The 26,938-nt window shown below is 72.4% G+C and carries 26 protein-coding genes; 10 read left to right on the top strand and 16 right to left on the bottom strand.

Annotation, left to right across the window (positions count from 1 at the left end):
• Nucleotides 1–245: 245 nt before the first annotated feature.
• Nucleotides 246–1,046 (top strand): VOC family protein, encoded by an 801-nt coding sequence (locus M2163_RS08930; protein WP_280853343.1) that lies wholly within the window; start codon nucleotides 246–248, stop codon nucleotides 1,044–1,046.
• Here the strand turns inward: M2163_RS08930 and M2163_RS08925 are convergent.
• Nucleotides 1,043–1,828 (bottom strand): class I SAM-dependent methyltransferase, encoded by a 786-nt coding sequence (locus tag M2163_RS08925; RefSeq protein ID WP_280893661.1) that lies wholly within the window; start codon nucleotides 1,826–1,828, stop codon nucleotides 1,043–1,045. The two genes, M2163_RS08930 and M2163_RS08925, sit on opposite strands and share 4 nt — an antisense overlap.
• Before the next feature lie 76 nt (nucleotides 1,829–1,904).
• On the opposite strand from M2163_RS08925, the gene M2163_RS08920 reads away from it, so the two are divergent.
• Together M2163_RS08920 and M2163_RS08915 are read left to right on the top strand one after the other, a co-directional pair.
• On the top strand, nucleotides 1,905–2,486 hold the full coding sequence (locus M2163_RS08920) for a TetR family transcriptional regulator (protein WP_280853345.1): 582 nt from the start codon (nucleotides 1,905–1,907) through the stop codon (nucleotides 2,484–2,486).
• A 22-nt stretch (nucleotides 2,487–2,508) separates the two neighbouring features.
• On the top strand, nucleotides 2,509–3,207 hold the full coding sequence (locus M2163_RS08915; protein ID WP_280893660.1) for a ribonuclease H: 699 nt from the start codon (nucleotides 2,509–2,511) through the stop codon (nucleotides 3,205–3,207).
• 21 nt (nucleotides 3,208–3,228) lie between these two features.
• Here M2163_RS08915 and M2163_RS08910 read toward each other — a convergent pair whose 3' ends face one another.
• The 3 genes from M2163_RS08910 to M2163_RS08900 form a co-directional block, all read right to left on the bottom strand.
• Entirely contained in the window at nucleotides 3,229–3,681 is a 453-nt protein-coding gene (locus tag M2163_RS08910) for an SRPBCC family protein (RefSeq protein ID WP_280893659.1), read from the bottom strand.
• Between the two features lie 82 nt (nucleotides 3,682–3,763).
• The gene (locus M2163_RS08905; protein ID WP_280893658.1) at nucleotides 3,764–4,588 is read right to left on the bottom strand and encodes a tyrosinase family protein; all 825 of its coding nucleotides are present in this window, start codon (nucleotides 4,586–4,588) and stop codon (nucleotides 3,764–3,766) included.
• Nucleotides 4,589–4,620: 32 nt separating this feature from the next.
• Nucleotides 4,621–4,983 (bottom strand): tyrosinase cofactor, encoded by a 363-nt coding sequence (locus tag M2163_RS08900; RefSeq protein ID WP_280893657.1) that lies wholly within the window; start codon nucleotides 4,981–4,983, stop codon nucleotides 4,621–4,623.
• A gap of 334 nt (nucleotides 4,984–5,317) precedes the next feature.
• Here M2163_RS08900 and M2163_RS08895 point away from each other — a divergent pair, with 334 nt between their 5' ends.
• The 3 genes from M2163_RS08895 (at nucleotide 5,318) to M2163_RS08885 (ending at nucleotide 8,818) form a co-directional block, all read left to right on the top strand.
• The gene (locus tag M2163_RS08895) at nucleotides 5,318–6,535 is read left to right on the top strand and encodes an FAD-dependent monooxygenase (protein ID WP_280893656.1); all 1,218 of its coding nucleotides are present in this window, start codon (nucleotides 5,318–5,320) and stop codon (nucleotides 6,533–6,535) included.
• 95 nt (nucleotides 6,536–6,630) lie between these two features.
• Nucleotides 6,631–8,109 (top strand): MFS transporter, encoded by a 1,479-nt coding sequence (locus M2163_RS08890; protein ID WP_280893655.1) that lies wholly within the window; start codon nucleotides 6,631–6,633, stop codon nucleotides 8,107–8,109.
• A 124-nt stretch (nucleotides 8,110–8,233) separates the two neighbouring features.
• Entirely contained in the window at nucleotides 8,234–8,818 is a 585-nt protein-coding gene (locus tag M2163_RS08885; RefSeq protein WP_280893654.1) for a TetR family transcriptional regulator, read from the top strand.
• Here the strand turns inward: M2163_RS08885 and M2163_RS08880 are convergent.
• A complete protein-coding gene (locus M2163_RS08880) occupies nucleotides 8,815–10,461 on the bottom strand; it encodes a cholesterol oxidase substrate-binding domain-containing protein (protein ID WP_280897235.1) in 1,647 nt (548 codons plus the stop codon). The two genes, M2163_RS08885 and M2163_RS08880, sit on opposite strands and share 4 nt — an antisense overlap.
• 202 nt (nucleotides 10,462–10,663) lie before the next feature.
• Between M2163_RS08880 and M2163_RS08875 the strand changes: the two genes are divergently transcribed.
• Complete coding sequence (locus M2163_RS08875) at nucleotides 10,664–11,647, top strand: aldo/keto reductase (protein WP_280853351.1); 984 nt, start codon at nucleotides 10,664–10,666, stop codon at nucleotides 11,645–11,647.
• A gap of 84 nt (nucleotides 11,648–11,731) precedes the next feature.
• The gene (locus M2163_RS08870) at nucleotides 11,732–12,217 is read left to right on the top strand and encodes a DUF6328 family protein (protein ID WP_280893653.1); all 486 of its coding nucleotides are present in this window, start codon (nucleotides 11,732–11,734) and stop codon (nucleotides 12,215–12,217) included.
• On the opposite strand, the gene M2163_RS08865 is transcribed toward M2163_RS08870, so the two are convergent.
• The 4 genes from M2163_RS08865 to M2163_RS08850 all read right to left on the bottom strand — a co-directional run bounded on the left by M2163_RS08865 (nucleotide 12,138) and on the right by M2163_RS08850 (nucleotide 15,562).
• Entirely contained in the window at nucleotides 12,138–12,830 is a 693-nt protein-coding gene (locus M2163_RS08865; RefSeq protein WP_280893652.1) for a DUF2238 domain-containing protein, read from the bottom strand. The two genes, M2163_RS08870 and M2163_RS08865, sit on opposite strands and share 80 nt — an antisense overlap.
• 97 nt (nucleotides 12,831–12,927) lie before the next feature.
• Entirely contained in the window at nucleotides 12,928–13,365 is a 438-nt protein-coding gene (locus tag M2163_RS08860) for an SsgA family sporulation/cell division regulator (RefSeq protein ID WP_280893651.1), read from the bottom strand.
• Nucleotides 13,366–13,425: 60 nt separating this feature from the next.
• Complete coding sequence (locus M2163_RS08855; RefSeq protein WP_280854281.1) at nucleotides 13,426–14,415, bottom strand: hypothetical protein; 990 nt, start codon at nucleotides 14,413–14,415, stop codon at nucleotides 13,426–13,428.
• 175 nt (nucleotides 14,416–14,590) lie between these two features.
• On the bottom strand, nucleotides 14,591–15,562 hold the full coding sequence (locus M2163_RS08850) for an LLM class F420-dependent oxidoreductase (protein WP_280853356.1): 972 nt from the start codon (nucleotides 15,560–15,562) through the stop codon (nucleotides 14,591–14,593).
• 87 nt (nucleotides 15,563–15,649) lie between these two features.
• Here M2163_RS08850 and M2163_RS08845 point away from each other — a divergent pair, with 87 nt between their 5' ends.
• A complete protein-coding gene (locus M2163_RS08845; protein ID WP_280893650.1) occupies nucleotides 15,650–17,077 on the top strand; it encodes a serine hydrolase domain-containing protein in 1,428 nt (475 codons plus the stop codon).
• Here the strand turns inward: M2163_RS08845 and M2163_RS08840 are convergent.
• The 7 genes from M2163_RS08840 to M2163_RS08810 form a co-directional block, all read right to left on the bottom strand.
• Nucleotides 17,069–18,712 (bottom strand): serine/threonine-protein kinase, encoded by a 1,644-nt coding sequence (locus M2163_RS08840; protein ID WP_280893649.1) that lies wholly within the window; start codon nucleotides 18,710–18,712, stop codon nucleotides 17,069–17,071. The two genes, M2163_RS08845 and M2163_RS08840, sit on opposite strands and share 9 nt — an antisense overlap.
• A gap of 152 nt (nucleotides 18,713–18,864) precedes the next feature.
• Nucleotides 18,865–19,824 (bottom strand): threonine/serine dehydratase, encoded by a 960-nt coding sequence (locus M2163_RS08835; protein WP_280893648.1) that lies wholly within the window; start codon nucleotides 19,822–19,824, stop codon nucleotides 18,865–18,867.
• A gap of 71 nt (nucleotides 19,825–19,895) precedes the next feature.
• A complete protein-coding gene (locus M2163_RS08830) occupies nucleotides 19,896–20,870 on the bottom strand; it encodes a polyprenyl synthetase family protein (RefSeq protein ID WP_280893647.1) in 975 nt (324 codons plus the stop codon).
• On the bottom strand, nucleotides 20,867–21,907 hold the full coding sequence (locus tag M2163_RS08825; protein ID WP_280853360.1) for a tetratricopeptide repeat protein: 1,041 nt from the start codon (nucleotides 21,905–21,907) through the stop codon (nucleotides 20,867–20,869). The genes M2163_RS08830 and M2163_RS08825 overlap by 4 nt, the downstream gene beginning before the upstream one ends.
• 170 nt (nucleotides 21,908–22,077) lie before the next feature.
• Nucleotides 22,078–22,755 (bottom strand): AIM24 family protein, encoded by a 678-nt coding sequence (locus tag M2163_RS08820; RefSeq protein WP_280893646.1) that lies wholly within the window; start codon nucleotides 22,753–22,755, stop codon nucleotides 22,078–22,080.
• Between the two features lie 55 nt (nucleotides 22,756–22,810).
• Nucleotides 22,811–24,289 carry a CAP domain-containing protein gene (locus tag M2163_RS08815; RefSeq protein WP_280853362.1) on the bottom strand — a complete coding sequence of 493 codons (1,479 nt, stop codon included), beginning with the start codon at nucleotides 24,287–24,289 and terminating at the stop codon, nucleotides 22,811–22,813.
• A 68-nt stretch (nucleotides 24,290–24,357) separates the two neighbouring features.
• A complete protein-coding gene (locus M2163_RS08810; RefSeq protein ID WP_280853363.1) occupies nucleotides 24,358–25,566 on the bottom strand; it encodes a serine hydrolase domain-containing protein in 1,209 nt (402 codons plus the stop codon).
• A gap of 177 nt (nucleotides 25,567–25,743) precedes the next feature.
• Between M2163_RS08810 and M2163_RS08805 the strand changes: the two genes are divergently transcribed.
• Complete coding sequence (locus M2163_RS08805) at nucleotides 25,744–26,922, top strand: ROK family transcriptional regulator (protein WP_280893645.1); 1,179 nt, start codon at nucleotides 25,744–25,746, stop codon at nucleotides 26,920–26,922.
• The last annotated feature ends 16 nt before the right edge of the window (nucleotides 26,923–26,938 follow it).

Below are 26,938 nucleotides of genomic sequence, written 5' to 3'. Positions count from 1 at the left end.
CCGCCTGAGCAGGGCGTGAAGGGGGCGGCTTCGCGGGTGGGAAGGTGTAAACCCCGCCGGTGAGGCAGTCGGCGCCTCATGAGCGCTCCCGCGCTCCTCAGGACAGGTGAGGTGTGCGCGCTCGCGCACAGCCCGTGCCGGTCTGTCCGGTCTGGAGTGGAATCGTCTGTTCGGCGCGCGGTCGGGCGCGCCCGTGACTAGCGTGTGGAGACGGACCGACCAACGATTCGGGAAGGGCCGCGATCATGGCCGTACAACCTGAGGGAACCCCCTGTTGGGCCGACGCGATGTTCAGTGACGTCGAGGGAGCCAAGAGCTTCTACGGTGACGTCCTCGGCTGGACCTTCGGCGAGGCGTCGTCGGAGTACGGCAACTACACGCAGGCCTACGCGGACGGCAGGGCCGTCGCCGCCGTCGTGCCGCCCATGCCCGGCCAGGAGGGTCAGTCGCAGTGGTGCCTGTACCTGGCCTCGCCGGACGCGGCCGCCACCGCCGGCAAAATCCGTGACAACGGCGGCGAGGTGCTCATGGAACCGATGCAGGTCGGCGACTTCGGCACCATGTGCCTGGGGCGCGACCCGAGCGGCGTGGTCTTCGGTGTGTGGCAGGGTGGCACCCACGAGGGCTTCGAGGCACCGCCCGAGCAGCCCGGCGCGTTCTGCTGGGCCGAGATCTTCACCCGCGAACCGGAGAAGTCCGACGCGTTCTTCCCCGCCGTCTTCGGCTACAGCGCCAAGCAGATGCAGGACGACGCCATCGACTTCCGCATGTTCGACCTCGGGGAGAACACCGTCCTCGGCCGCATGAGGATGACCGACGACTTCCCGCCCGAGGTTCCGGCGTACATCAACGTCTACTTCACCGTCGACGACTGCGACGACGCCGTGGCCCGCGCCACCAAACTGGGCGCCGTCCTGCGGTTCGGGCCCATGGACTCGCCGTTCGGCCGGTTCGCGGCCCTCAGCGACCCGCAGGGCGCGAGCTTCTCGGTGATCGACGTGACGACGACCCAGGGCGAGATGCCGCAGATCTCCGACGTGCCCTAGCCGGTGCGCACGGCCGTGACCACCACGGCCGTGTAGTGCAGGGAGAAGCTCCCGCCCAACGCGTCGACCGCCTCGCCGAGGCAGCCGAGCAGGGCGTCGAGCTTCTCGGCGGGCAACTGCCCGTGGCCGCCGAAGGTGGGCACCTGGTCCAGCCACTCGGCGCGGGTGTAGACCCGGTCCCACTCGAAGCGCCACTCCTGCGGCTCGTCGAACGCCGACGCCGCGCGGATCCCGTCGGCCGCCCTGGCGCAGACGCCCGCGTAGGCGTCGGGGCCGGTCATCCGGCGCCAGTCCATCGGCGTGTCGGGCAGGACGCGGGCGTAGGCGTCGGCGAATGCCGCGGCCACGTCCTCCGCAGGCTGGAAGGCGTTCCAGAACAGGGCCAGCCGTCCTCCCGGCCGCAGCACCCGGGCCGCCTGCGCGGCACCGGCGACGGGGTCGACCCAGTGCCAGACGGTGCCCGCGACGACCGCGTCGAAGTCCCGGCCCGCCGGATCCCACTCCTCGAACCGGGCTGTCTCGACGTCCAGCCCCTTCCGACGCGCGAACGCGGCCATCCGCGCGTCGGGCTCGACGCCGAGGACCCGGCAGCCGCGCGCCCGGAACGCCAGGCCGGCGATTCCGGTGCCCGTGCCGACGTCCAGCACCTCCCGCCCAGGGCTCCCTGCGACGATCCGGTCCACCAGGGCGTCGGGGTAACGGGGGCGGGTGCGGTCGTAACGCTCGGCGTCCGCACCGTACGACTCGGCGATCTCGCGGTGTCTTCCAGCAGAAGTGGGCATGCGCCCACTCTAAGTGGGCGCATGCCCACTCGACAAGAATCAGGGAGGATGTCCGAGGAAGAGCGAGAGGTGGGCCGTGCCGACAGGGATCGCCATCCGTGATGTGCGGGAGCAGCTGTTCGACGCGGCCGAGCGGATCCTGCTCCGGGACGGGGCCAACGCGCTGACCAGCCGGGCCGTCACCACCGAGGCGGGAGTGGCCAAAGGGGTGCTCCACCGCCACTTCGAGGACTTCGACGCCTTTCTCGCCGACCTCGTGCTGGACCGTACCGGCCGGATCGAGGCGCGGTCCCGGAGCCTGCGCGAGGCGGCGGGGACCGGTGACGTCGTGGACAACCTCGCCGCCGCCCTGACCGATCTCTTCGGGACGGTCGCCCTGCGGATCGTCGGCCTGGTCATCGCGCGGGACGCCCTGCGCGCCCGGCTGCGCGAGGCGCGGGGCGGGGGAGTGCCGGTACTGCGGGAGGCCACGGCGATGGTGGCCGGCTATCTCGCCGCCGAGCGCGAACGCGGGCGCGTCCCGGCCGACGCCGACGTGGACCTACTCGCGCCCACCCTGATCGGGGCCGCCCACCTGCTCTTCGCCGACGCGGAGGGCGCGGCGCCCGGGGGCGAGGAGGTCCGCAGGGTCGTGGCCGCGGTCGTCCCGGTGGGGTGAAGGGCGCCCCTGCGCTCATGGCATGATCGGGCGCATGCGTGAACGACTGGTGGCCGCGTGCGACGGGGCTTCGAAGGGAAATCCGGGACCCGCGGCGTGGGCCTGGGTCATCGCGGACGAGTCCGAGACCCCGGACCGCTGGGAGGCCGGCCCGCTCGGCCGGGCCACCAACAACGTCGCCGAACTCACCGCACTGGAACGGCTGCTCGCCGCCACCGACCCGGACGTCCCGCTGGAGATCCGGATGGACTCCCAGTACGCCATGAAGGCCGTCACCACCTGGCTGCCGGGCTGGAAGCGCAACGGCTGGAAGACCTCCGCGGGCAAGCCGGTCGCCAACCAGGAGCTCGTCGTGCGCATCGACGAACTGCTCGACGGGCGCGCGGTCGAATTCCGTTACGTCCCCGCCCACCAGGTCGACGGCGACCCGCTGAACGACTTCGCCGACCGCGCGGCCAGCCAGGCGGCGATCGTCCAGGAGCCCGCGAGCAGCGAACTCGGCTCCCCCGAGCCGCCGCCGTCGCCGGACACCCCGAAAAAGACCGACCGCCCCGCCCGGGCCAAGTCGCCCAAGCGGAGCGGTGGTTCGTCTTCCCGCACGATCAAGGCCAAGTTCCCCGGCCGGTGTCTGTGCGGACGTTCCTACGCGGCGGGCGAGCCCATCGCCAAGAACGCCCAGGGCTGGGGGCACCCGGAGTGCCGTACGGAGGCGGCCGGTTAGCGGTCGGCCGGGACGCGACCGTCAGAGGACCGCGCCGCGCCACTCGCCGGTCTCCTGACCGCGCTCCTCGATGAATGTCTTGAAGCGCTCCAGGTCGCCCTTGGTCTGCCGCTTCACGAACCCGAGCTTGTCGCCCACCTTCTCGGTGATGCTGTCCGGATGGAAGTCCATCTGGAGCATCACCTTGGTGTGGCCGTCGTCGAGCCGGTGGAAGGTCACCGCACCGGCCTGCTTGGCCTCCCCGGCGATCGTGGTCCACGCGACCCGCTCGTCCGGGATCTGCTCGGTGATCTCCGCGTCGAACTCCCTGTGCACCCCGTTGACGTTGGTCACCCAGTGCGTGAGCGTGTCGGTGCGCTGTTCGATGCGCTCGACCCCGCTCATGAACTCGGGGAACGTCTCGAACTGCGTCCACTGGTTGTAGGCGGTGTGCACCGGCACGCCGACCTCGATGGATTCCTCGACCTGCGACACGGGTGAATCCCTCCTTCGTCTTCTCGGTGTGTGCGGCGCGGGTACCGCAGCGCCCGGAGGGCAAACCACCGCAAGCCGACTCCTATGCGGTGTCGAAGGTGTAGAGGGGGGTGTGGTCCAGCAGGTCCGAGGGGCGCACGTCGTTCCACGGCTTCATGGTCTCGTCGAGATCGACGACATCGGGAGTGCCGCCCGCCGGGACGTAGCGGGAGTCCGGATGCCTGCGCTGCCACCGGGCCCACAGCTTGTCCACGTAGGCGTGGTGGAGCCAGAACACCGGGTCGTTGGGGGAGACCCCGGTCGCCATCTGCCCGCCCACCCAGACATGGACCCGGTTGTGCAGGTTGACCCCGCGCCAGCCCTCCAGATGGTTGCGGAAGCCGTCCGACGCGCTGTTCCAGGGGGCCGTGTCGTACGTCGCCATGGACAGCACCGACTCCACCTCGCCCGGGGTCGGCAGCTCCCGTACCCCGCTGCCGAGCGAGCGCCGCAGATACGTCCGGCCGTCGACGCGTACGGTGATCGGCCAGTTTCCGGTGTCCGCGGCGAACGGGCCGTCCATCACCCGTCCGTCCCGGCTGCGCCCGGTGCCGCCGAGGAAGTCGGGGCCCCACAGCGAGGCGCGGGGGGAGCGGTCGGTGCTCCAGTCCCAGTAGGGGAGCGTGACCGAGGAGTCCACCGACTGCAGGGCCTGCTCGAAGTCGAGCAGGAATCTGCGGTGCCAGGGCAGGAAGGAGGGCGAACGGTGGCCGGTGCGCTCCGTGTTGTCGGTGTCGGCCATGATGAATCCGTTGTGCGTGGTGACGAACGTGTCGTAGCGGCCGCTGCGCTTCAGCTCCAGGACGGCGGCGACGAACCGGCGCTTCTCGTCGGTGGTCAGGGCTGCCTGGTTCTTGCGGACGGTCATGTGCGGGTGCTCCAAAAAGGCGTACGGGACGGTCAGTTGGCGGGGAAGGGCAGCAGTCGCGCGCCCTGGAGCTCGTCGACGGCGGCCCGTGCGGCGGCACGCGGGGTGGGCACCGGGTCGTAGTGGCTGACGACGCTGATCCAGGTGCCGTCGGCGTTGCGCATCACGTGCAGCTCCACGCCGTCGACCGTCACCCGGTAGCCGCCGTGGTGGCCCCCGGTGGACCGGCCCTGTATCCGGCGGCCCTTGTAGACCTCGTCGAAGGGGCCGGGGGAGTCGAGGTGGCCGGGGGAGTCGTGGTGGTGCTCATCGGCCACAGCGCGCGGGGCGGCGACGGCCGTCGCGGCGAGGGCGGCCGTCGCGGTGAGGGCGGTACGGCGGGTGAGTTCCGGCATGCGGTGTTCCTCCTGAGTCGTCGGACTCCGCATGCCTATCGGCCCTGGTGAGAGCGGGAGAAATCGCTCGTGGCCGGTTGGCTGTGATCCAGACAATTACCTACATGTCGTACAGCGTTGAACAAAGATGATCTTGCTGTGGAGAGGGCTTGCCGGTACCCGGACGGAGGAATTCCTTCTCCCGCGAGTGGCGGATCCGAAGATCCTTTGCGGGTGAACGCCCTGGTAGTGGCCCGCCTCACGTGCCGAAAGTGGCGCGAACCGGAGCAAGGGTCCGGCAAGCCCCTGCTGCTACTCTGCGTTGCCAATTGACCGCTTTGGGTAATTCCTAGGGGTGCTTGTGAAGGTCGCCTGCGTCGGCGGCGGGCCCGCCGGCCTGTATCTCTCGATCCTGCTGAAACGGCAGGACCCGTCCCACGACATCACGGTCCACGAGCGCGACCCGGAGGGCTCGACCTACGGCTGGGGCGTCACCTACTGGCGCGGACTGCTCGACAAGCTCCACGTGCACGACCCCGAGTCGGCCCGCGCGATCGAGGAGGCCTCCGTCACCTGGAACCAGGGCGAGGCCCGGGTGCGCGACCTGGTCACCCGGCGGCCCAGCGACGAGGGGTTCGGCATCGGCCGCCACCGCCTCCTTGAGATCCTCGCCGCCCGGGCCCGATCGCTGGGGGTGCGGCTGGAGTTCGAGCACGAGATCACCCTCGGGAACCTCCCCGCGGCCGACCTCGTCGTGGCCGGCGACGGCGTGCGCAGCGCCCTGCGCACCGGGCACGCCGAGCACTTCGGGGCCGAGGTCGAAGCGGGCCGCAACCACTACATCTGGCTCGGCACCAGCAAGGTCTTCGACTCCTTCACCTTCGCCTTCGTCGAGACCGACCACGGCTGGATCTGGTGCTACGGCTACGCCTTCAGCCCCGAGCGCAGCACCGTCGTCGTCGAGTGCGCACCGACGACCTGGACCGGCCTCGGCCTCGGCGCCGCCGAAGAGGCCGACGGACTCGCCCTGCTGGAGAAGCTGTTCGACGACGTCCTCGACGGCCACCCGCTGATCGGCCGCTCCACCGGCTCCGGCAGCGCCCAGTGGCTGAACTTCCGCACCCTCACCAACCGCACCTGGCACCGCGACAACCTCGTCCTGCTCGGCGACGCCGCCCACACCACCCACTACTCCATCGGCGCCGGCACCACCCTCGCCCTGGAGGACGCCATCGCCCTGGCCGACGCCCTGTGCACGCACGGCGAGCTTCCCCAGGCGCTCGCCCGGTACGAGCGGCAGCGCAAGTCGGAGCTGCTCTCCGTCCAGAGTGCGGCCCGCCACAGCGCCCAGTGGTACGAGAACCTGCCCCGCTACATCGACCTGCCCCCGGAGCAGATGTTCGCCCTGCTCGGCCAGCGGCACTCGCCGCTGCTGCCCTACGTCCCGCCGCAGCTGTACTACCGGATCGACCGGGCCGCCGGGCGCCTTGAGGTGCTGCGCAGGTTCAAGCGCTGGCTCGGACCGAGGATCGCGCGCGGCGTGCACGCCCGGGAGCTGGCCTCCCGCAAGTAGCCGCAGAACCCGGCAGGAGTTGGGGTGAATGGTGATTCACCGCTAAAGTGAATTGCCATTCACCCGCTGTTCTCCTTTTCGAATCCGGAGCGCCGATGGATCAGCAGGGCCCGATATCCCCGCCCCGCGGAAGCGGCCTGCGGGCCCGGCTCACCGTGCCGGTGCTGGCGATGTGCGGCATGCTCATGGCCGTCATGCAGACCGTGGTCGTCCCCCTGCTGCCGGACCTGCCCCGGCTGACGCACTCCTCGGCGGGCGCGGTCTCCTGGATGGTCACCGCGACCCTGCTGGCCGGAGCGGTCCTCACCCCGGTGCTCGGCCGCGCCGGTGACATGTGCGGCAAGCGCAAGGTGCTGACGGCGTCCCTGGTCCTCATGACGGCCGGCTCGGTGATGTGCGCCCTGTCGTCCGACATCACCGTGCTCATCGCGGCCCGCGCCCTCCAGGGTGCCGCCGCCTCCGTGGTGCCGCTGTCGATCAGCATCCTGCGCGACGAGCTGCCGCCCGAGCGCCGGGGTTCGGCGGTCGCGATGATGAGTTCCACCGTCGGGATCGGTGCCGCGCTGGGCCTGCCGCTGGCCGCCATGGTCGTCCAGTACGCCGACTGGCACACCATGTTCTGGATGACCGGCGTCCTCGGCGCCCTCGGCGTCGCGGCCGTGTCGTGGGCGGTCCGCGAGTCCCCGGTGCGCCGGCCGGGCCGCTTCGACGTCCCGGGCGCCCTGGGACTGGCCGTCGGCCTGGTCAGCCTGCTGCTCGGGGTCTCCCAGGGCGGCCAGTGGGGCTGGGGCAGCCCCCGCGTCCTCGGCCTCTTCCTGGTGTCCGTCGCCGTCCTTGCCCTGTGGTGGTGGCGCCAACTGCGCACCGAGCAGCCCCTGGTGGACCTGCGGCTGGTCACCCGGCCGCGGGTGGGCCTGTCCCATGTGGCCGCCCTGCTCACCGGTTTCGCGTTCTACGCCAACTCCCTGGTGACGGCCCAACTCGTCCAGGCACCGAAGGCCACCGGCTACGGACTGGGCCTGTCGATCGTGGCCACCGGCCTGTGCCTGCTGCCCGGCGGCGTCACCATGCTGCTGTTCTCCCCGCTCTCCGCCCGGATCTCCGCCTCCCGCGGCCCGCGCGTCACGCTCGCCCTCGGCGCCGCGGTCATCGCGTGCGGCTACGGGGTGCGCATCGCGGACAGCCGTGACCTGTGGATGGTCATCCTGGGCGCGACCGTGGTGTCCACCGGCACCACCCTCGCCTACTCGGCCCTGCCCACCCTGATCCTGCGTGCCGTCCCCGCCGAGCAGACCGCCTCCGCCAACGGCGTCAACGTCCTGATGCGCACCATCGGCCAGGCCACCTCCAGTGCGGCGGTCGCAGCGGTACTGGTCCACCACACCAGCCCGGTGGGCGGCGCCCCCATGCCCACCCTGCACGGCTATCTCCTGGCCTTCGCCATGGCCGGTGCGGTCGCCCTCGCGGCCTGCGCGGCAGCCCTCACCATCCCCGGCGACGCCACGCCCGGGGGCCCCCGCCGGGCCGGTGGCGGCACCCGGGGCGCGCGGGACGGGGCGATGGAGGGAGCATGAGTGCGGTGAGGTCGCTGGTTTCGACCGCCGCACCTGGCCGCTACGTGGTGGCCCTGACGATTCCCGGTGACTCCGCGTCCGGGGGCGGTACCCCGGGTGCGGGGGACAGGGTCATGGAGGGAGCATGAGTGCCGTGAGCCCCACGCCCCCCACCGCCGCACCCGCCCGTCGGGACGCCGAGGCGACCCGGGCCGCCATCCTCAAGGCGGCCCGCTACCTCCTGGCCCGCACCCCCCACGCCGACATCACCCTCAAGGCGGTCGCCGAACGGGCCGGTGTCAGCCCGCCGTTGATCGTGAAGTACTTCGGCAACAAGGACGCCCTCCTCGCGCGCGTCATGTCCTTCGCGTCCGACGCGACGGCCCTGCTGGACGCACCCCTGGACGAGCTGGGCCGCCACATGGTCCGCCACGTCCTCACCGGCCAGATCGAACGCGGCGCCGACCCCCTGCTCCGGATCGCCTTCGCCCCCGTCCAGGGCGAACACGGCGACATCCTGAGGGTCAACTTCCGCGCCCAGGTGGTCGACCGCCTCGCGGAGCGGCTGCCGGGCCCCGACGCAGGCCTGCGCGCCGAACTGGCGGTGGGCACCCTCCTCGGCCTGGGCGTGATGTACGGCATCGCCCGGGGCGCCGAGCTGCGGGCGAGAGCCGTGGACGACCTCGTGGACCGCTACGCCCCCACGGTGCAGGCCCACTTGACGCCCTAGCGGAACAGCCGGTCCAGGAAGGCGTTGCCGAACACGCCGTGCGGATCGAGCCGGTCCAGCACGCCCGCCGCCTGCCCCCACACCGCCTCGCCGAACGACCCGGGAATCGTCGTCCCCAGCACCTCCTCGTCCGCCCACACGTCGTCGTCGGTGTAGGCCCAGCCCTTGGACCACTCGACACGCGTCCCCTCCCAGCCCTCGAACAGGAACTGCTCGATCTCCCGCAGGAAGGCCTCCGCGTACGGCGTCCCCGGCAGCGTCAGGATGTCCAGCCACACCGCCGTGTCCCACTCGGGACGCGCCCGGTCCTCCCGCAGCGCCGACAGCAGCGGGGCCCGCGCCCCGTCCAGCTCGGCCTCGGCCGGATCGTCGAGCCCGGTCACCCTGATCTCCACCGTCCCGTTGACCGGGAACTTCCCCCGGGCGGTGTAGGCGGCCAGCCGCTCCCGGTAGAAGTCCGTGAACTCGGAGACCACCCGCTGCACCTGGTCCCGGCCGGTCAGGACCGCGTACCCGTTCGCGGTCACCCGCAGCGTGGTCGGCCTGATGTAGAGCAGCGTGTTCTTGGACGGCCCCCAGATGTCCGCCGACAGCGTCGCCGTGAGCCCCACGGCCGCCACGTCGAGCTGCGCGTTCCCGAGCACCGGAGCCAGGTACCAGGCCGCGTCCGACACCATTCGCCCGGCCAGGTCCGCCACCACGGTCGGGACGTTGTCGGAGAAGGGGTAGTTGTACGGTGAGGTCACGCGCCGCGAGGTCAGCGGCCTGGTCGGCGCCACGCTCCACACCTTCAGCCACGGGAACTCCGTGTAGGCGAACCAGATCGCCTCGACGCGTCCGGCATTCTCCAGGAAGCTCGCGAAGGTCCGCCCGTCGCCGCCGGGCGCGGCGAAGAGCTCCGCGGCCGGGATGTCGACCCGGCTCACACAGCGCAGATTGCTGTTCGCGCCCACCCGCAGCACGACCTCGGTGACGAAGGTCCGTCCCAGATGGGTGAGCAGGGCGGCGCTGTCGGCCTCGGCGCGGCTGAAGGTGCGCAGCGCGTACGCCCCGCTCTCCTCGTCCCACACCACCGCCGTCAGCGACAGGATGCGATTGCTCAGCGAGCCGTACGTCTGTCCCGGCTGCCGTTGCTCCCCGGCGGCCGGTACGGCGGTGCCGTGCGCGTCGATCGCCAGGGCCCCGCCCAGCGTGAGGTCGCCGGGTGCGGGCGCGGCGGTGACCCCGAGTCCGTGCTCCTCCAGATAGGTGAGCAGTTCCTCCAGCGTGACACCGGTGCCGGCCCGCACGGCGGAGGCGGAGTCCAGTGACAGACCGGTGAGGTGGGAGGCGGTGTCGACGAGGAGGACGGGCGCGTCCGAGGTGGTGCCCTCGGTCACGGTGAGGGGTGACCAGCCGTGCGAGGAACCCCGCGCGCGGACCCGCCAGCCGTGCCGCCAGGCCCAGTTGACGACCTCGACCACCTGGTCGGGGCCGGTCGGCGAACAGGCCCACAGCCCGTCGGCGGTGATCTCGCCGACCCAGTTCCGGTACGCCGAACGCCGCAGGGCCACGCCCGCCGGGAAGTCGGGCAGTTCCGCGGCCGCGGCCGCGGGATCGGCCGGCAGCAGGATCGGTACGGCAGTGAGGGCGGCGGCGCTCATGAGGAAGCCGCGACGGGTCCAGGACGGGTTGTCCTGCGGGTGGTTGCTCACGAAACGATCAGTCACGGGGTCACGCTAGGCGGACGTTGACACGTGCATGCCCCACGGGGCTGCGTATCACCCGTGCGAGTGAACAATGCACAGGTCCCGCCCCGGAGCGACCCGTTCCGCGCAGATCGGTGGCGGATGACACACTGACCCCATGGACGAGCGCACATTCGGCAGGTCGCAGCAGCACGCATCCGTCGTCGGACTCGGCACCTGGCAGCTGGGGGCCGACTGGGGGGACGTCGACGACAAGGAAGCCCTCGCGGTGCTGGAGGCGGCCGCCGAGTCGGGGGTCACCTTCTTCGACACGGCGGACGTGTACGGCGACGGACGCAGCGAGCAGACCATCGCCACCTTCCTCAGCAGCCGGCCCGACCTGCATGTGCTGGTCGCGACGAAGATGGGCCGCCGCGTCGACCAGATCCCCGAGAACTACGTCCTCGACAACTTCCGCGCCTGGAACGACCGTTCCCGCCGCAACCTCGGCGTCGACCGCATCGACCTGGTCCAGCTGCACTGCCCGCCGACGCCCGTGTACTCCACCGACGAGGTCTTCGACGCCCTCGACACCCTGGTCGAGGAGGAGCGCATCGCCCACTACGGCGTCAGCGTCGAGACCTGTGAGGAGGCGCTGACCGCGATCGCCCGGCCGGGTGTGGCGAGCGTGCAGATCATCCTCAACGCCTTCCGCATGAAGCCGCTGCGCGAGGTGCTGCCCGCCGCCCAGGAGGCCGGCGTCGGCATCATCGCCCGCGTCCCGCTGGCCTCGGGCCTGCTGTCCGGCAAGTACACCAGGGACACGGTCTTCCCGGAGAACGACCACCGCGCCTACAACCGGCACGGCGAGGCCTTCGACGTCGGCGAGACCTTCTCCGGCGTCGACTACGCCACCGGTGTCGAGGCCGCCGCCGAGTTCACCGCTCTCGCGCCCGAGGGCTACACCCCGGCCCAGCTCGCGCTGCGCTGGATCATCGAGCAGCCCGGCGTCACCACCGTGATCCCCGGCGCCCGCAACCCCGAGCAGGCCCGCGCCAACGCGGCCGCCGCCAAGCTGCCGCCGCTGTCCGAGGACACCCTCGCGGCCGTCCGCGACCTCTACGACCGTCGCATCAAGGACCAGGTCGAGAACCGCTGGTGACCGCCGCCCGGCTCCGGGACCCGGCAGCTCGCCGGTCCCGGAGCCGGGCTGTTTGAACGATCAGCCACCGGATACCCGTACCGCATGGTCGACACGGTGAGACGGACAGGCCGCGACGAGACCGAGGAAGAGCGCGCGGACCGCATGTGGGGCGAACTCATCCAGGAGATACGGGTCGCGCAGACGGGTGTGCAGATTCTGTTCGGCTTCCTGCTCACCGTGGTGTTCACCCCGCGGTACACCCAGCTGACCGACACCGACCAGGTCATCTACATCGTGACGGTCGTCCTCGGCTCCTGCGCCACCGGTGCCCTGATCGGACCGGTCTCCCTGCACCGCCTGGTCTCGGGGCGGCGCATCAAGCCCCAGGCCGTGCGGATCGCCTCCCGGCTGACCTTCGTCGGGCTGGTCCTGCTGCTGACGACGATGACCTGCGCCCTGCTGCTGATCCTGCGGGTCGCGACCCACGACGACTGGGTGCCCTGGCTGGTCACGGGAGTAGTGGCCTGGTACCTGACGTGCTGGTTCGGCGTGCCCCTGTGGACCCGGCGCCGCTACACGACGGAGTGACGCGCAGGCCCTCCAGTTGCCGGTCGTGCGGGCGGCCCAGCACGAGCACGGACACCGTGGCGCCGATCAGCGCGCAGAACATGTCCCACTGGGTGTCCCACACATCGCCCTGCGTGGCCAGGTAGGCGTCCGCCGCCTGACCGCCGGTCACCGCGGCCGCCCACTCCAGCATCTCGAAGACGGCACTGAAGGCCAGGCACGCGCACACCGTCAGCGGTGCCGACCAGCGACTGCCCCGCAGCGGGGACGTACGGACGAGGAGCTCGCGTACGAGGACCGCCGGCACGAAGCCCTGCATCAGGTGGCCGAGACGGTCGTACGGATTGCGGTCGAGCCCGAAGGTGTCGCGGACCCAGTCGCCGAGCGGGACCTGCGCGTAGGTGTAGTGACCGCCCACGATCAGCACCAGCGCGTGGACCGCCAGCAGACAGCACAGCAGGTCGGTCAGCGGGAAACGGCGCCACGTCAGCACGATCAGGGGCAGTCCGACCATGACCCACACGGTCTCCAGGAACCAGGTGGTGCGGTCGCGCGGCCCCCACGCGGACAGGGCCAGCGCGGCGACCACGGCCCAGGCGAGCAGGACCGGCAGGGGCCGGCGCACAGCGGTCATGAGGTGCTCCTTGTCGTAGGAGCACCCATCGTCGGGGCAGGGGGCGGCAGCGGCATGAGTACGGCTACTCAGGCCCGCGTGCGCACCGGACCCGGTCTCAGCCGCCCGCGATGACCGAGGCCAGGAAGTCGTCCACTCTGACCTCCTCCTGGCCCGGCGGCACGATCTCGCGGGTCTCGCGCAGGAAGGACGCCAGCGCCGGGGCCCACGCGAAGACCACGGCGTGCTGGCGGCCCCCGTCGGAGCGGGCGTCACCGAAGAACTCCATGCGCAGTTCCTCCCAGACCCCGGTCGAGACCGGGCTGAACCGCACGTCCCCGACGCCGACCGGACCGCTCAGACCCTCGGCGAGCATCTCCCGGTCCAGCCGCCACCGCGCCAGCACCCGGCCGTCATGGCTGAACACCGCGGTGACGGCGAACGGGTCCGTGGCGTCGTACCCCAGGTGGGCGAGCACGGGGCACCGGCCCGTACCGCCCGCTTGCAGCTGCACGACGAGGGTCTTGTGCGCGGTCCTGTGGACGAAGCGGTTCACCTGGGGGCCTCCGGGGAAACGACGTAGAGCCCTCTAGTACCCCTCCCACGGCCAAGATGCTCAGCCGTCCGGGTGATTCCCCTTCGCGGTGCGCAGGGCCGTGATGCACGAGGCGATGGCCTGCTGGAGTTCCTCCAGCTGCTGGACCATGTCGTCCTCGTAGAAGTCCTGGGCGTCGTCGAAGGTCAGCTCCTCGAACACCTTGGTGGCCTTCTGGAGGCTGTTGTAGAACTTCGTCCGCCGCTCCTGGACCCGGAGTTCGGGATCGGCCTCCACGGCCTCGGCGACGAGGGACTTCATGGTGTCGAACGCCTCGGCCGCCCACTCGCCGGTGTCCTCGTCCTCCTCCAGCTCCTCCAGGAGGGACAGGTGCCGCTCGGCCTCCTGGCGCAGGTCCACGGGTGCGTCGATGGTCTGCCCGGCCGGCGTCTTCACCTGCCCGGACTCGGCGATCTGCCGGACGTATCCGATCCGGTCGGCCGCCCTGCTCTCGGTGGCCACGGCCTTCTTCAGATCGTCGGTGCGCACCACGTCCCGGGCCAGCGAGGCCTGGAGCTCCGGGTCCTCCTTGATCCGGTCGAGCAGGGCGCTGCGCGCGGCCCGGGCCGTGGAGGGGTCGGCGAGGATCGCGGCGCGCAGCGCGGTCGGGTTCTCGGCGACCTCCAGGGCCTTCGTCGGGCGGATGCCCTCGGCCTCCGCGGCCTCGGCGATGGCGGTGCCGCGCTCGGATGCGGCGCTGCTGCGGGAGACGTAGTAGCCGAGCCACACGTCCGCGTCCGGCAGCTCCACCTCCTGGCCCGGCGCCAGCGCCTCGAAGTGCGGGACCATGCCGTCGTCGGCGGCCCGGTCCCAGGCCTTGTAGTAGCGCATCACGCGCTCGGGCGAGCAGCCGGCGAGCTCGGCGAACTCCTTCGCGGACACCTTCGGCGTCTCGTCCGCGCTCTGGCCGCCGGGCCGCACACTGCGCGCCACCATCAGGCCGAAGGCCCATCCGCCGGTCCGCGCGTACACCCCGAACTCGCGGGCGTCCCGCGCGACGAGGTCACTCAGGGGCGCGGGGGACGCCTCCCGCGGTGGTTCGGAGGAGGAGACGGGGGCCGACGCCTCGGACGGGTCGATCGCTAGGCTCACGGGTGTTTCTCCTGGTCAGGCTCGTTCGGACCGCACGACGTGCGAGTCGGAAAGCCTATTGCACCCCAGGGGACCGCCTCGGCAGGCCCACCGCTCAGGCGAACGCGTCACGCAGCGCGGGCAGCAGGGTCTTCTCCGACCAGTCCAGGAACTCGGGCTGGGACTCGCCGCCGATCTGCACCAGCGCGATCTCGGTGAAGCCGGCCTCCGCATACGGGCGTACGGCCTCGACGAAGGCGTCGGGGTCGTCGCCGCACGGAATCGACGCCGCCACGTCGTCAGGGGTGACGAACTGCGTGGCCGACTCGAAGGAATCGGGGTGCGGCAGCTCCGAGTTGACCTTCCAGCCGTTGCCGAACCAGCGGAACTGGGAGTGCGCCCGCTTGATCGCGGTGTCCCGGTCGGGGTCGTAGCAGACGGGCAGCTGCCCCACCCGCGGCTTGCCCTCGCCGCCATTGCGGTCGAACGCGTCGAGGAGGCCCGCCTTGGGCTCCGTGGCGATGACGAGGTCGGCGAGACGGCCGGCCAGGGCGCACGACTGCTCGCCGGAGACCGCCAGACCGATCTGCGGCGGCTCGTCCGGGAGGTCCCACAGCCGGGCCGACTCCACGTCGAAGTGGGTCCCGCGGTGGTTCACGTGGCCGCCCCGGAACAGCGCGCGGATGATCTCCACCGCCTCTTCCAGCATCTCGTGCCGTACGTCGGCCGAGGGCCAGCCGCCGCCCACCACGTGCTCGTTGAGGTTCTCGCCCGAGCCGAGGCCCAGCCGGAACCGGCCCTCCGAGAGGAGCTGCATGGTCGCCGCCTTCTGTGCCACCACCGCCGGGTGGTAGCGGAAGGAGGGGCAGGTCACGTACGTCATCAGCGGAATGCGCGAAGTCGCCTGGGCAGCCGCCCCGAGCACGCTCCACGCGTACGGCGAGTGTCCCTGCGACCGGAGCCAGGGGAAATAGTGGTCCGAGGTCACCGAGAAGTCGTAGCCGACCTCCTCGGCCCGCACCACATGGCCCACCAGCTCACGGGGGCCGGCCTGCTCGGTCATCATCGTGTATCCGATTTGCACCATGGGGCCCGAGTCCCCGGTGGCCGCAGGAGAAAACGGGCTTCCGCAACACACTCGATCAAGGGCCGGTGGACGGGAGAGGATGCGGCCATGAGTTCCCTGCCCACGAGCACCCCCGCCGCCCAGGGCGTCGACGCGTCCGGCGTGGCGGCCTTCCTCGACGCCCTCGAAGCCGACCCGCACCTCGAACCGCACAGCCTGATGCTGCTGCGCCACGGCCAGGTCGTGGCCTCGGGCTGGTGGGCCCCGTACGCCCCGGACCGGCCCCAGCTGCTCTACTCGCTCAGCAAGAGCTTCACGGCCACGGCCGCCGGGTTCGCCGTCGCCGAGGGGCTGATCCGGCTGGACGACCCGGTGATCTCGTACTTCCCGGAGTTCGAGGCCGAGATCACCGACCCGCGCAGCCGCGCGATGCTCGTACGGCATGTGGCGTCGATGGCCAGCGGTCACGCGGAGGAGACCCTGGACCGGGCCCGCGCCCTGGACCGCGACGAACTGGTGCGGGGCTTCCTGCTGGTCCCGCCCGACAAGGACCCCGGCACCGTCTTCGCGTACAACCAGCCCGCCACCTACACCCTCGCCGCGATCGTCCAGCGGGTCACGGGCGAGAGGCTCACGGAGTACCTGCGGCCCCGGCTGTTCGAGCCGCTCGGCATCGGCGAGGCGGCCTGGATCGCCGACCGCAGGGGCCGCGAGCTCGGCTTCAGCGGGCTGCACGCCACGACCGACGCGATCGCCCGGCTCGGCGAGCTGTATCTGCGCGGCGGGGTGTGGCAGGGCGAGCGGCTGCTGCCGGAGTCGTGGGTGGCCGAGGCGACGCGGGTCCAGATCGCGCACGAGACGGCGACGGTGAACGGCTGGGCGGACTGGCAGCAGGGCTACGGCTTCCAGTTCTGGATGGCCCGGCACGGCTACCGCGGTGACGGGGCCTACGGGCAGTTCTGCGTGGTGCTGCCCGAGCAGGACGCGGTGCTCGCGATCACCTCGGAGACCGTGGACATGCAGCGGGTCCTGGACCTGGCCTGGGAGCACCTGCTGCCCGCCTTCGGCGCCGGCCCGCTGCCCGGCGGTGGCGCGGCGGACGCGGCCCTGGCCGACCGGCTGGCACGGCTCGCCCTGCCGCCCGCCGAGGGCAAGCCCGTCCCGGCCGGCCGCGCGGAGGACTGGAACACCTCCTTCACGCCCCACGGCGGTACGTGCGCCGACCGGCCGGCCCTGACCGGGATCGAGGTGGACCCGGGCGGCCGGGTGGTCCTGGTCGACGACGGCGACCGGCTGGAGGTGCGGTTCGGAGCCGGGGGGAGCGGCTGGACGGTCGTCGACGAGCCCGTGCCCGTCGCGGTGAGCGGCGGCTGGACCGACACGGAGACCCTTGCCCTCGACATGGCGTTCCTGGAGACCCCGCACCACCTGCTGGTGACGTGCTCGCTCGGGGACCGGACCTTCACCGCGCGGTGGCGGACCCAGCCCCTGCACGGCGGTCCGCTGCGGCGGATGCGGGCGCCGCGCTCAGCCTGAGGGCACCCGGAACGTGCTCAGGAAGGTGTCGAGCGCCTCCTGGTTCGCGTCGTCGTTCCAGTCGGCCGCGGGGGCCGAGAAGCGCAGTGAGTAGCCGCGGCCCCCGCCGATGAGGAAGCCCCGGCCGAACGTGCGCACCCGGGTGCCGTCGACGTCCTCCACCCACTGCATGTCGGCGGCTTCGCGGCCCTGGTAGGTCGTGGCCCGGATGTCACCGAGGCGCTCGTAGCCGGGGTCGTCCGCCAGCCCCGGCTCGACGGTGTCGCGCCACACGGCCACGGGGTCCGTTCCGACGGCCTCGCTGTAGGTGACGGCGAGTGTGCGCGGGTCGCCGGAGGCCCCGAAGACGACGCGGTAGGCCAGGTCGTCCTGGCGTGAGGTCTCCAGTGGCTTCCAGCCCTCGGGGAGGGCGAGGGAGAAGCCCTCGGGGGAGTGGTACGTGCGGTATCCGGCGGGCAGGCCCGTGCCCGCGGTGGGGCCGGCCGTCCTGCTCGGGCTCGGGGTGGGCGTCGGGGAGGCGGGCGGGGCGGAGCTCTGGTCGGTGCGGTTCCCGGGCGCGGTGACCGACGGGGAGGGGGCCGGTGGCACCGGGGCGGGGGTGGCGGCGGAGGCCGAGGCGGAGGGGGCGGCCGCCTCGCCGGTGGTCCCGCTGTCGCCGCCGGGCAGCACCTTGGTGACCGTGAGGACGGCCGCGGCCACCGTGACGACGGCCAGGGCGGTCCCCGCGACGAGCAGCCTGCCGCTGCGGCCCGGGGGCATTGCGGTCAGGGCGGCGCGTAGCCGTGGCGCGGGCTCCTCCGGCGCGGCCGCGCCGGGGTCCTCGTCGAGGACGCGCAGCAGCGCGGTGCGGACGGCCGTGCGGCTGAGGCGTTCGTGGGAGTTCTTGCGCAGCAGCCCCTGCACGGTCGGGGTGAGCGGTCCGGCCCGCACCGGGGCCCGCAGCGGCAGCCGGTCGACGCCCTTGAGGGTGGCCGCGGGGCGGTCGCGGTCGCGGAACGGCGGACGTCCCTCGACCAGCGTGTAGAGGATCGCGCCGAGCGCCCACAGATCGGCGGCGGGCCCGATGCGCTCGTCGCGGGCCTGTTCGGGGGAGGCGTACGACGGTGCCGACAGCCGCGGGGCGAGGGTGGCCCCGGCCAGGCCGAAGCCGGTGACGACGACGGTGCCCCGGTGGTGCACGAACACCTGGCCCGGGCTGAGTTCACCGTGGGTGATGCCCTCGCCGTGCGCCGCCTCCAGCACCTCGAGGAGCTCCAGGCCGACACGGGCCGCCCGCCCGTGGTCGAACGTCCCCTGCCGGGCGAGGAGTTCGCCCAGCGGGATGCCGTCGACCGGCTCGGTGACGGTCCACAGGACGCCCTGCTGCGCCACGGCGTCCACGACCGCGGCGATCCGGCCGGGGGACACCACCCGCATGGTCTTGGACATCCGGACCACTCCCGCGGCGGTGCGCGCAGCGGTCTCCTCGGCCGTGCCGGCCGGCAGCGCGATCTCGGTGAGCAGGCAGGAGCGTTCGGCCGAGACGTCCTCGCCGTACCAGCAGGTCCGGTTGGTCTCGCGGTGCAGGACGTCCAGGGGCCGGTACCGTCCGGCGACCAACTCGTGTGTGGAGACGTGCGCCTTGACCATGGTCATCCCTCGCTGAACCCCTGGCTCTCACCTTTCACAGAGGTACGGCGGGTGCGGCGGGGTGCGTTCAATCAAAACGGCAACCGGGGGAATCCGCTTCCTGGTTGCTCGATTTCTGACTCACAGGTCAGTAGAACGGCCGGAATCGATCGCCGCGGTCAGCGCAGCCCGAACCGCCCGGCCCAGTCCATGACGTCGGCGGTGGTGGCGTTCCCGCCGCACACGACGAGGCCCAGCCGGCAGCCGTCGCCGACCCGCTCCAGCACGGTCCGGGCGGCGGGCAGGAGACATCCGGCCGCGGGCTCGCCCCACACCTTGGCGTGGTCGGCGAGGTCGAGGCAGCCCCGTACCGCCTCGCGGTCCGGGACCACGAGGACCTCGGTGACCAGGGCCGCCACGTGGTCGTAGGTGAGCTGTGAGACGGACGGGGCGCTCAGGGTGGACACGACGGAGGACAGCGGGACCGGCACCGGCCCGCCCGCGGCGAGCGCCCGGCTCATGGCCTCGGCGCCCTCGGTCTCCACACCCCAGACCCTCACACCGGGCCGCCGCGCCCGCAGGGCCGCCGCCACCCCGGCGATCAGGCCGCCGCCCCCGACGCTGACGAGGACGTCGGTGAGCTCGCCCGCGTCCTCGGCGAACTCCGTTCCGACCGTCCCCTGCCCCGCGATCACCACGGGGTCGTCGAAGGGGTGGACCAGCGTCAGCCCCTCGTCCCGCAGCCGGTTCACGAGGGAGAAGGCGCCGTCCATGTCGTCCGTCAGCCGCAGCGAGGCCCCGGTCGCCTCGACGATCTCCACGGACCGGGCGGGCGCCGAGCGCGGCATGACCACCGTCGCCTTGACGTCGAGGGCCGCCGCCATGTGTGCGAGGGCGATCCCGTGGTTGCCGCCGCTGACCGCCACGACCCCGGCCGCCCGCTCCGCCTCGCTCAGCGACAGCAGCTTGGCCGTCGCCCCGCGCGCCTTGAACGAGCCGGTGCGCTGGAGCAGTTCGAGCTTGACGGTGACGGGAGCACCCAGGAGCGCGGACAGACCGGGGCTGGGCAGGGTCGGTGTGCGCACGACGTGGCCGGCGATCAGCCCGGCCTGCCGCTCGATGTCCGTGATCCCGATCAAGACGGTTTTCCTTCCGCGAGGTGAGCTCTCCCCGCACCCTGTCCCCCCCTGCGGCGCAGGTCAACTCGGTGTCAGAGATCGCGCCGCACGAGGTAGTCCAGCAAGGGCCGCAGCTCGTGGGCCGTCCCCGCGGACGCCAGGTGACGGCGGGCCTCGGCGAGGGCGGCCGCTCTGCCGCCGCACTCCTCGATCAGGGCCGCCGTCTCCTGCGGGGCCCCGTCCGACTCCAGGAGCCGCGCCAGGCGCGCCGCCTCGGGAGTTGGCGCGTCGAGCGCGCAGAGCACCGGGAACGTCTTCTTCCGTTCCCGTAGATCGCCGTGCACCGGTTTGCCCGTGACCTGCGGGTCGCCCCAGATGCCCAGGACGTCGTCGACGATCTGGAACGCGACGCCCAGGTGCCGTCCCGCCCGGTCCAGCGCGGCCACCCTGCTCGGCGGCGCCCCGCCGAGCAGAGCGCCCAGTGCGGCCGCGCAGCCCAGCAGTGCCCCGGTCTTGTGCTCGGCCATGGCCCGGTACTCGTCGGGCCGCACCCGCTCCGGACCCGTCCAGGGGCGGGTCGCGAACAGGAGGTCGTCCGCCTGGCCGCGCACCAGGCCGGACAGGGCCGCGGACAGCAGCCGCAGGGCGCCGGAGCCGGCGCCGGCCAGCGTCTCGACGGCGAGGGCGAACAGGGCGTCGCCCGCGAGCACGGCGGGTCCGGTGCCGTAGGCCTTCCACACCGTGGCCCGGCCGCGCCGAGCCGGGTCGTCGTCCATGATGTCGTCGTGGAGCAGGGAGAAGACATGCACCAGCTCGACCGCGACCGCCGCGGGCACCCCGGCCCGCCCGGGGGCGCCGGCCCCCTCGGCCGCCAGCACGGCGAGCGCCTGCCGCACCCCCTTGCCGCCGGACGCCGTGGCCGGAGCGCCGCCGACCTCGCACCAGCCGAAGGCGTAGGCGGCCATCTCGCCCACCCAGGGGTGCAGTGTGCCGACGGCCTCCTGGAGTGCGGGGCGCACCAACGCGCGGCACCGGGTGAGGACTTCGGGAGGGGCGACCGTCGTCACAGCACCGCCTCCGTGGCCACGCCGAACTCCTCCTGGGCCCGGGCCACCATCTCGCGGGCGTGCCGCAGCCCGGTCCGCTCCAGCACGCGTGCCAGATCGGCCAGTTCGGCCGCGGTCTCGGCACGGTCGCGGCCGAGGCGGGCCAGCGCCTTGGCGAGCCCGAGCCGCGCCAGGGCCTCACCGCGCGGTTCGCTCATGGCACGGAACTCGGCGAGCGCCCGCTCGTACAGGTCGCGGGCCTCGGCGCAACGCCCGGCCCGGTACAGGACGTTGCCGCGCATCTTGTGGTTGTAGGCCAGCGCGCTGGACAGGTTCATCTCCCGGCACGTCACCTCCGCCTCGGACAGCAGGGCGAGGGCCCGCTCGGTGTCGCCGTCGCGCACGGAGGCGAGATCGGCGAGCCCGCGCAGCGCCCAGGCGTGACCGCGGTGGTCGTCGGCGGCCTCGGCGATCCGGGCCGCCTCCTCGAACATGGCGAACGCGGTGTCGTAGGACCCGGTGTTGCGGTGCATCTGCGCGATGCCGGACAGCGCCCACACCGTGTGCCGTGCCTCGCCGCGCCGCCTGGCCTCGGCCAGCAACTGCTCGTGCAGCCGGCCCACGGCCTCGTAGTCGCCCTGGATGCGCCCGGTCTCGGCGAGACCCGCCAGCGAGTAACCGCGCACGACGACGTCCCCGCCACGCTCGCCGAGCTCGGCCGCGAGCCCCAACAGCCGCCGGGCCAGGGCGAATCGGCCCCGCTGCCGGGCCAGGGTGCCGCCGCTCCACAGCGCCCAGGCCATGCCCGCGGTGTCCCCCGCCCGACGGGCGGCCCGGTAACTCGCCTTCCAGGTCCGGTCGGCGTCGGCGACCTTGCCGAGCCGGCGCTGCGCCTCGGCGACCGCGAGCCCCGAGCGCGCCGCCTCCCCGTGCCGTCCGGCCCGCTCGGCCGCCCTCAACTGGGCGGTGCCGGCGGCCAGGACGTCGTCGAGCGAGGAGTTCACGGAGAGGGCGGTGAGCGCGCCCTGGTACTCCGGGGCGAATGCCTTGCCGTACATGTATGCCTTTCCTTCCGTATACACCTCATCTATACGCGCTGTGTATACATGGTGTGCATAGTGCCTTGAAAAGAAGCCCCGGCCCGGAGGCCGGGGCTCATCCGTCGCCGGTCAAGACGTGGACGGAGTCGGACGGGTTGCCTGTGAGGCGCAGATCACTGCCCGGGACCTCAGTGCTGCTGCGCCTTCTGCGGGGTCGCCTCGCTCGGCCGTACCACGACGTACCCGTTGCCCTGGAGCATCAGCTGGACGGCCTCCCCGGAACCGCCGCGCAGCATCGACCCGATGGACTGCGAGCGGTGCAGCGAGGTGCCCAGGCCCGCGGTCCAGCCGACGACCGCGTCCGTGTCGACGTACACCGGGTACTCCGGCGAGACGGGGATCACCAGCGGGTTGCCCTCGCAGACGAGACCGAGCCTGCCGTGGCCCGTGAAGACGCTGTTGAACAGGCCGCCGCCCGCGATGCCGGCGCCCTTCACGGTCGAGATGCGGTAGGCCAGCGAGGCGTCGAAGCACAGGACGTTGCGGCCGTTGACCGTGAACTCGTCGCCCGGCTCCACGTCGACGATGAAACAGTTCTGGGCCTCGTGCGCGAACCAGGCCTCGCCCTGCCCGCGCACCGCCATCAACGGCAGCCCCTCCCCGGTGACGGCCCGCTTGAGCATGCCGCCCACGCCCTGGCCCTTGCGCTCGAACTGGAGATTGCCGCGGTAGGCGACCATCGCCCCCTGGCGGGCGAGCATCTCGCCGTGCACCGCGTACCTGATGCACTTGGCGTTCTCGACCGTCATGCCCGGCGCGGTGGCCGGCTGCACCATGTGCTCACTGGAAAAGAGGTCACCCTTCATGAGGGCATCCTGGCCCGGAGGGATCCCCTCCGCCAAGATCCCCTCCCTGCGGGAATCAGGCGCCGAAGAGCTGGGTCCAGTAGGTGCCCGCCGGGCCGCCGCCCGCGAACCCGATCCCGATGTGGGTGAAGCCCGGCCTGAGGATGTTGGCGCGATGGCCTGGGCTGTTCATCCAGCCCTCCACGACCTCGGCGGCCGAGCGCTGGCCGCACGCGATGTTCTCTCCGATCGAACGGCGGCCGGAGCCCGCGGCGGCCGCCCGGTCCCAGGGCCGGGTGCCCTCGGGTGAGGTGTGGGAGTAGAAGGCGCGGGCCGCCATGTCGGTGCTGTACGCCTGCGCCGCACGGCCCAGGAGCGGGTCGACGGCGAGCGCCGGCAGGCCGGCCCGGGCGCGCTCACGGTTGGTGAGGCCGACGACCTCGTCGGCGGTCCGGGCGAGGGCGGCGGGCGTGAGCGGGCTCGCCCACAGCGCCGTCCAGTACGTGTCGCCGGAGCGGCCCTTGCTTGCGTGAGCCAGGCCGACGTGACAGACGGCCGGGTCGTGCAGGGTCCGCCGGGGCTGCTCGGCGCGCAGGCAGTACTCGACGAGCTCGGACGCGTTGCGCGGGCCGGAGACGAGGTGCTCGCCGACGGTGAGATACGCGTACCCGGTGGCGGTGAGCCGCTGGAAGACGGACACGCCGTCGGCGCCCTCGACACCGAGACGGCCCGCGGTGGCCATGGCCGAGGCGTGGAGGCGGGCGGCTTCACCGAGCCGGGCGTCGAACGTGACCGGGGGTGAACCAACCCTGGAGCGCGCCGAGTTGACCAGGCTGACGAAGGCGGCCGCTTCGGGGGAGGGAGCGGGCGAGGGAAACGCCGGTGCCGGGCGTGCCGTGGGGGAGGGGGCCCGGGCGGCCGGGAACGCGGAAGCGGGGGCGGCGGATGCCCCCACGGCCGTCGGGGAGGTGAAGGGCGGCCCGGCCGTCGGGGATGCGGAGGGAACTCGGGTCGGCGGCGCTGCTGAGGGCACTCCGGTCGTCGAGGATGCGGAGGGCGCCGCGGTCGTCGGGGTGTCCGCCATGACGTCCACCCCGAAGTCCCGTGCCAGCCCCGCCAGTCCGTCCGCGTACCCCTGCCCGAGGGCCCGCACCTTCCAGCTGTCGCCGCGCCGGTAGAGCTCCGCGAGCAGCAGCACGGTCTCCTGCCGTGGCCGCGGTGGCGCGAACCGGGCCAGCGGCCGGCCGCCCGCATCCGTGACCTGGAGGACCGGGGCGGGCAGCAGGCCCAGGGGAGTGCCGGGATCGGCCGCGGTGACGACCACCGTGACCCTGGTGGCGCCCGCGCGCAGCCGCCGGGGATCCACGGTCAACGTGTCACCGGAGAGTCGGGCCCCGGGAGCGGAGGGCTGGTTGTAGAACACGAAGTCCGCGTCGCCCCGCACCGTGCCGCTCTCGTCGGTGACGAGCGCGCACACGTCGAAGGGGCCGGGCACCCGCACGGTGACGGCCCCTTCGGGGAGGGGCAGATTGCCCCCGGGGACCAACTCGCTCATCGTGCCGCCCTGGTGTCGTCGTCCGCCGGGAGAACGCACACCGGGGGCGAGGGGTTCCCGGCCCTTGCTCAGTTCAGCGTGAGCCCCGGCGCCATGTCCTCGTGCCGCTCGACCGGTGCCTTGCCGCGCGGAGCCCTGACCGCCTTGAGGGTCTTTCCGCAGAACGCGGAGTCCAGGGTGCGCAGCATCGTGTTGAGGACCGTGCCGTTGTTGGACGTGTTCGCGACCGCGGCGAGAGCACGTCCGCCGTCCTTGGAGGCGAACGCGTAGGTGTAGAACCCCTGTACGGCGCCGGTGTGGCCGTACACCGAGATCCCGCACGACAGATCGCGACGGCGCAGTCCGAGTCCGTACGCCTGACCGCTCCCCGTCGACGGCAGCCACCGCTCCATCTGCGCCAGCTGCGCCGCCGAGGTGAGCCGGCCGCCGAGCAGAGCGGACAGGAAGGTGTTCAGGTCCCGGGTGCTGGAGATGAGCGCGCCCGCGCTCTGCGCCCACGACACGGTCTGCTCGGTCGCGTCGACGAGGGGGGCGCCCGCCTGGTCCGGGGTGAGATAGCCGCGGGCGTGCCGGCCGGGGATCGTCATGGTGGGGTGCACATAGAAGGTGTCGCTCAGCTTCAGCGGCCCGATGATCCGGTTCTCGTACTCGGTCCGCACCGGGTTCCCGGTCAGCTTCTCGATGAGCATCCCGGCGACGACGAAGTTGGTGTTGGAGTACGAGTACACCGCGCCCGGCGCGCTCGTGCGCGGACGGGCGAGCGAGAGCTTCACCAACTCCCGGGGCGTGTAGACCTTCTTGCGGACCGCCTCGAACCCCGGGACGGTCCTGGCGAACATGTCGTTGGTGTAGTCGTACAGGCCGCTGCGGTGGCCCAGGACGTGCCGCACCGTGATCCGGTCGTCCGGGAGCAGTCCGGGCAGGTACCGGTCGACGGGCGCGTCGAGACTCAGCTTCCTCTCGTCGACCAGTTGGAGCAGTACGACTGCGGTGAAGGTCTTGGTGACGCTGCCGATGCGGAACCGGTCGGCGTCGTTCATCGCCCGCCCGCTCCCTCGGTCCGCGACGCCCACCGCGGCCCGGTACACCGTGCCCCCGTCGTCGATCCTGGCCATGGACCCCGGTGCGCCCTGCGCCTGCGCGGAACGCAGCACGCCGCGCACACCTGCGAGATCCACCGCGGGCGCGGTGGGCGAGTCGGCGTGGGCGGGGACCGCGAGAAGGGGCAGCAGGACCGCTCCCGCCACCGCCCCGACCCTCACTCGTGCTGATGCCATCCGGCTGATCTCCTGTCGCCTCGTCAGTTCCGGTAAGGATGCGGAGAGTATCGCCGTGAAAAGTGCGAAAAGTGATGATTGGCCGCCTCGGTCGGCGCGGATGTCTCCTCGGAAACGCACAGCCGATTCCTGCTTCTTTTATTGACGAAGGAAAAGAACCCCTCTAAGTTCCCGGCCATGCGCCCCACCCCTCGCGCCGAGACCTTCCCCGCCAACACACCCGCCGCCTCACAGGTGTTCACCACCGTGCTGTCCCAGGGCCCCCTGCCCCGCCTGGAGGTGGCCCGGCGCGTGGGCCTGTCCCCGGCCGCCGTCACCAAGGCGGTCCGCCCGCTGCTCGAGGCCGGATACCTGGTGGAGGGTGTGGACGAGGGCGCCCGTCCGGCGCTCGGCCGACCCGCGAACCTCGTGCGCGTCGACGGGGGACGGGCCCTGTTCATCGGCGTCAAGGTCACCGGCGACGAGATCATCGCGGTCCTCACCGACCTGTGCTGCCGTATCCGCGAGGCCCGGCACCTGCCGCTGCCCGACCGTGAACCCCGGACCGTGCTCGCGGGCATCTCGGACCTCGTCCAGCGGCTGATGGCCGAGGCGGACGGCACCACGGCCGCGGTCCAGGGCCTCGGCATCGCGGTCTCCGGAGACGTCGACCGGGGCGAGGGCACGGTCCGGTATTCGCCGTTCCTTCAGTGGCGCGACGTACCGCTCGCCGAACTCGCCGCCATGACCACGGGGTTGCCGGTCACCGTCGACAACGACGTACGCGCCCTGACGGTCGCCGAGCAGTGGTTCGGCGCCGGGGTGGGCCTGTCCGACTTCGCCGTGGTCACCGTCGGCGCCGGCATCGGCTGCGGCCTGGTGGTGCACGGCCGGGTGGTGGCCGGGGCGCACGGCGTGGCCGGGGAGATCGGCCACGTGACCGTCGATCCCTCCGGCCCGCTCTGCCACTGCGGCAACCGCGGCTGCGTCGAGGCCATCGCCGGGGAGGCCGCGATCCTCCGGCAGGTCCGCGAGGCCACCGGCGCCGAACTCCCCGACGCCGAGGCGGCCCTGGCCCTGGCCCGCGAAGGCGTCGCAGGCGCCCGGGACGTCTACGCGCGCGCCGGCGAGGCCATCGGCCGGGGCATCGCCACCGTCGCCAACCTCCTCGGCCCCGAACGCGTGATCATCTCCGGCGAGGGACTCGCCGCCCACGACCTGTTCGCCGAGCAGATCCGTGACGCCTTCGTCGCGGCCGCGTTCGGCTCCGCCGCCCAGTGCGACGTCCGCACCCACCCGCTGCCCTTCGACGAGTGGGCCCGCGGCGCCGCCGCCACCGCCATCCAGTCCTTCATCGGCCCGGACACGAGCCGATAGCAACCCGCACCCCATT

The organism is Streptomyces sp. SAI-135 (assembly GCF_029893805.1).
Classification (GTDB): domain Bacteria; phylum Actinomycetota; class Actinomycetes; order Streptomycetales; family Streptomycetaceae; genus Streptomyces.
Note: the sequence above shows the minus strand (reverse complement) of the source record. Positions and strands in the feature narration are given on the sequence as shown.

What these genes read in the sequence shown, in the direction of transcription:
- M2163_RS08930 (WP_280853343.1), top strand. Translation starts at nt 246, where the DNA reads ATGGCCGTACAACCTGAGGGAACCCCCTGTTGGGCCGACGCGATGTTC.
- M2163_RS08925 (WP_280893661.1), bottom strand. Translation starts at nt 1,828, where the DNA reads ATGCCCACTTCTGCTGGAAGACACCGCGAGATCGCCGAGTCGTACGGT.
- M2163_RS08915 (WP_280893660.1), top strand. Translation starts at nt 2,509, where the DNA reads ATGATCGGGCGCATGCGTGAACGACTGGTGGCCGCGTGCGACGGGGCT.
- M2163_RS08905 (WP_280893658.1), bottom strand. Translation starts at nt 4,588, where the DNA reads ATGACCGTCCGCAAGAACCAGGCAGCCCTGACCACCGACGAGAAGCGC.
- M2163_RS08900 (WP_280893657.1), bottom strand. Translation starts at nt 4,983, where the DNA reads ATGCCGGAACTCACCCGCCGTACCGCCCTCACCGCGACGGCCGCCCTC.
- M2163_RS08890 (WP_280893655.1), top strand. Translation starts at nt 6,631, where the DNA reads ATGGATCAGCAGGGCCCGATATCCCCGCCCCGCGGAAGCGGCCTGCGG.
- M2163_RS08885 (WP_280893654.1), top strand. Translation starts at nt 8,234, where the DNA reads ATGAGTGCCGTGAGCCCCACGCCCCCCACCGCCGCACCCGCCCGTCGG.
- M2163_RS08880 (WP_280897235.1), bottom strand. Translation starts at nt 10,461, where the DNA reads ATGAGCGCCGCCGCCCTCACTGCCGTACCGATCCTGCTGCCGGCCGAT.
- M2163_RS08875 (WP_280853351.1), top strand. Translation starts at nt 10,664, where the DNA reads ATGGACGAGCGCACATTCGGCAGGTCGCAGCAGCACGCATCCGTCGTC.
- M2163_RS08870 (WP_280893653.1), top strand. Translation starts at nt 11,732, where the DNA reads ATGGTCGACACGGTGAGACGGACAGGCCGCGACGAGACCGAGGAAGAG.
- M2163_RS08865 (WP_280893652.1), bottom strand. Translation starts at nt 12,830, where the DNA reads ATGACCGCTGTGCGCCGGCCCCTGCCGGTCCTGCTCGCCTGGGCCGTG.
- M2163_RS08850 (WP_280853356.1), bottom strand. Translation starts at nt 15,562, where the DNA reads ATGGTGCAAATCGGATACACGATGATGACCGAGCAGGCCGGCCCCCGT.
- M2163_RS08845 (WP_280893650.1), top strand. Translation starts at nt 15,650, where the DNA reads ATGAGTTCCCTGCCCACGAGCACCCCCGCCGCCCAGGGCGTCGACGCG.
- M2163_RS08840 (WP_280893649.1), bottom strand. Translation starts at nt 18,712, where the DNA reads ATGACCATGGTCAAGGCGCACGTCTCCACACACGAGTTGGTCGCCGGA.
- M2163_RS08825 (WP_280853360.1), bottom strand. Translation starts at nt 21,907, where the DNA reads ATGTACGGCAAGGCATTCGCCCCGGAGTACCAGGGCGCGCTCACCGCC.
- M2163_RS08820 (WP_280893646.1), bottom strand. Translation starts at nt 22,755, where the DNA reads ATGAAGGGTGACCTCTTTTCCAGTGAGCACATGGTGCAGCCGGCCACC.
- M2163_RS08815 (WP_280853362.1), bottom strand. Translation starts at nt 24,289, where the DNA reads ATGAGCGAGTTGGTCCCCGGGGGCAATCTGCCCCTCCCCGAAGGGGCC.
- M2163_RS08810 (WP_280853363.1), bottom strand. Translation starts at nt 25,566, where the DNA reads ATGGCATCAGCACGAGTGAGGGTCGGGGCGGTGGCGGGAGCGGTCCTG.
- M2163_RS08805 (WP_280893645.1), top strand. Translation starts at nt 25,744, where the DNA reads ATGCGCCCCACCCCTCGCGCCGAGACCTTCCCCGCCAACACACCCGCC.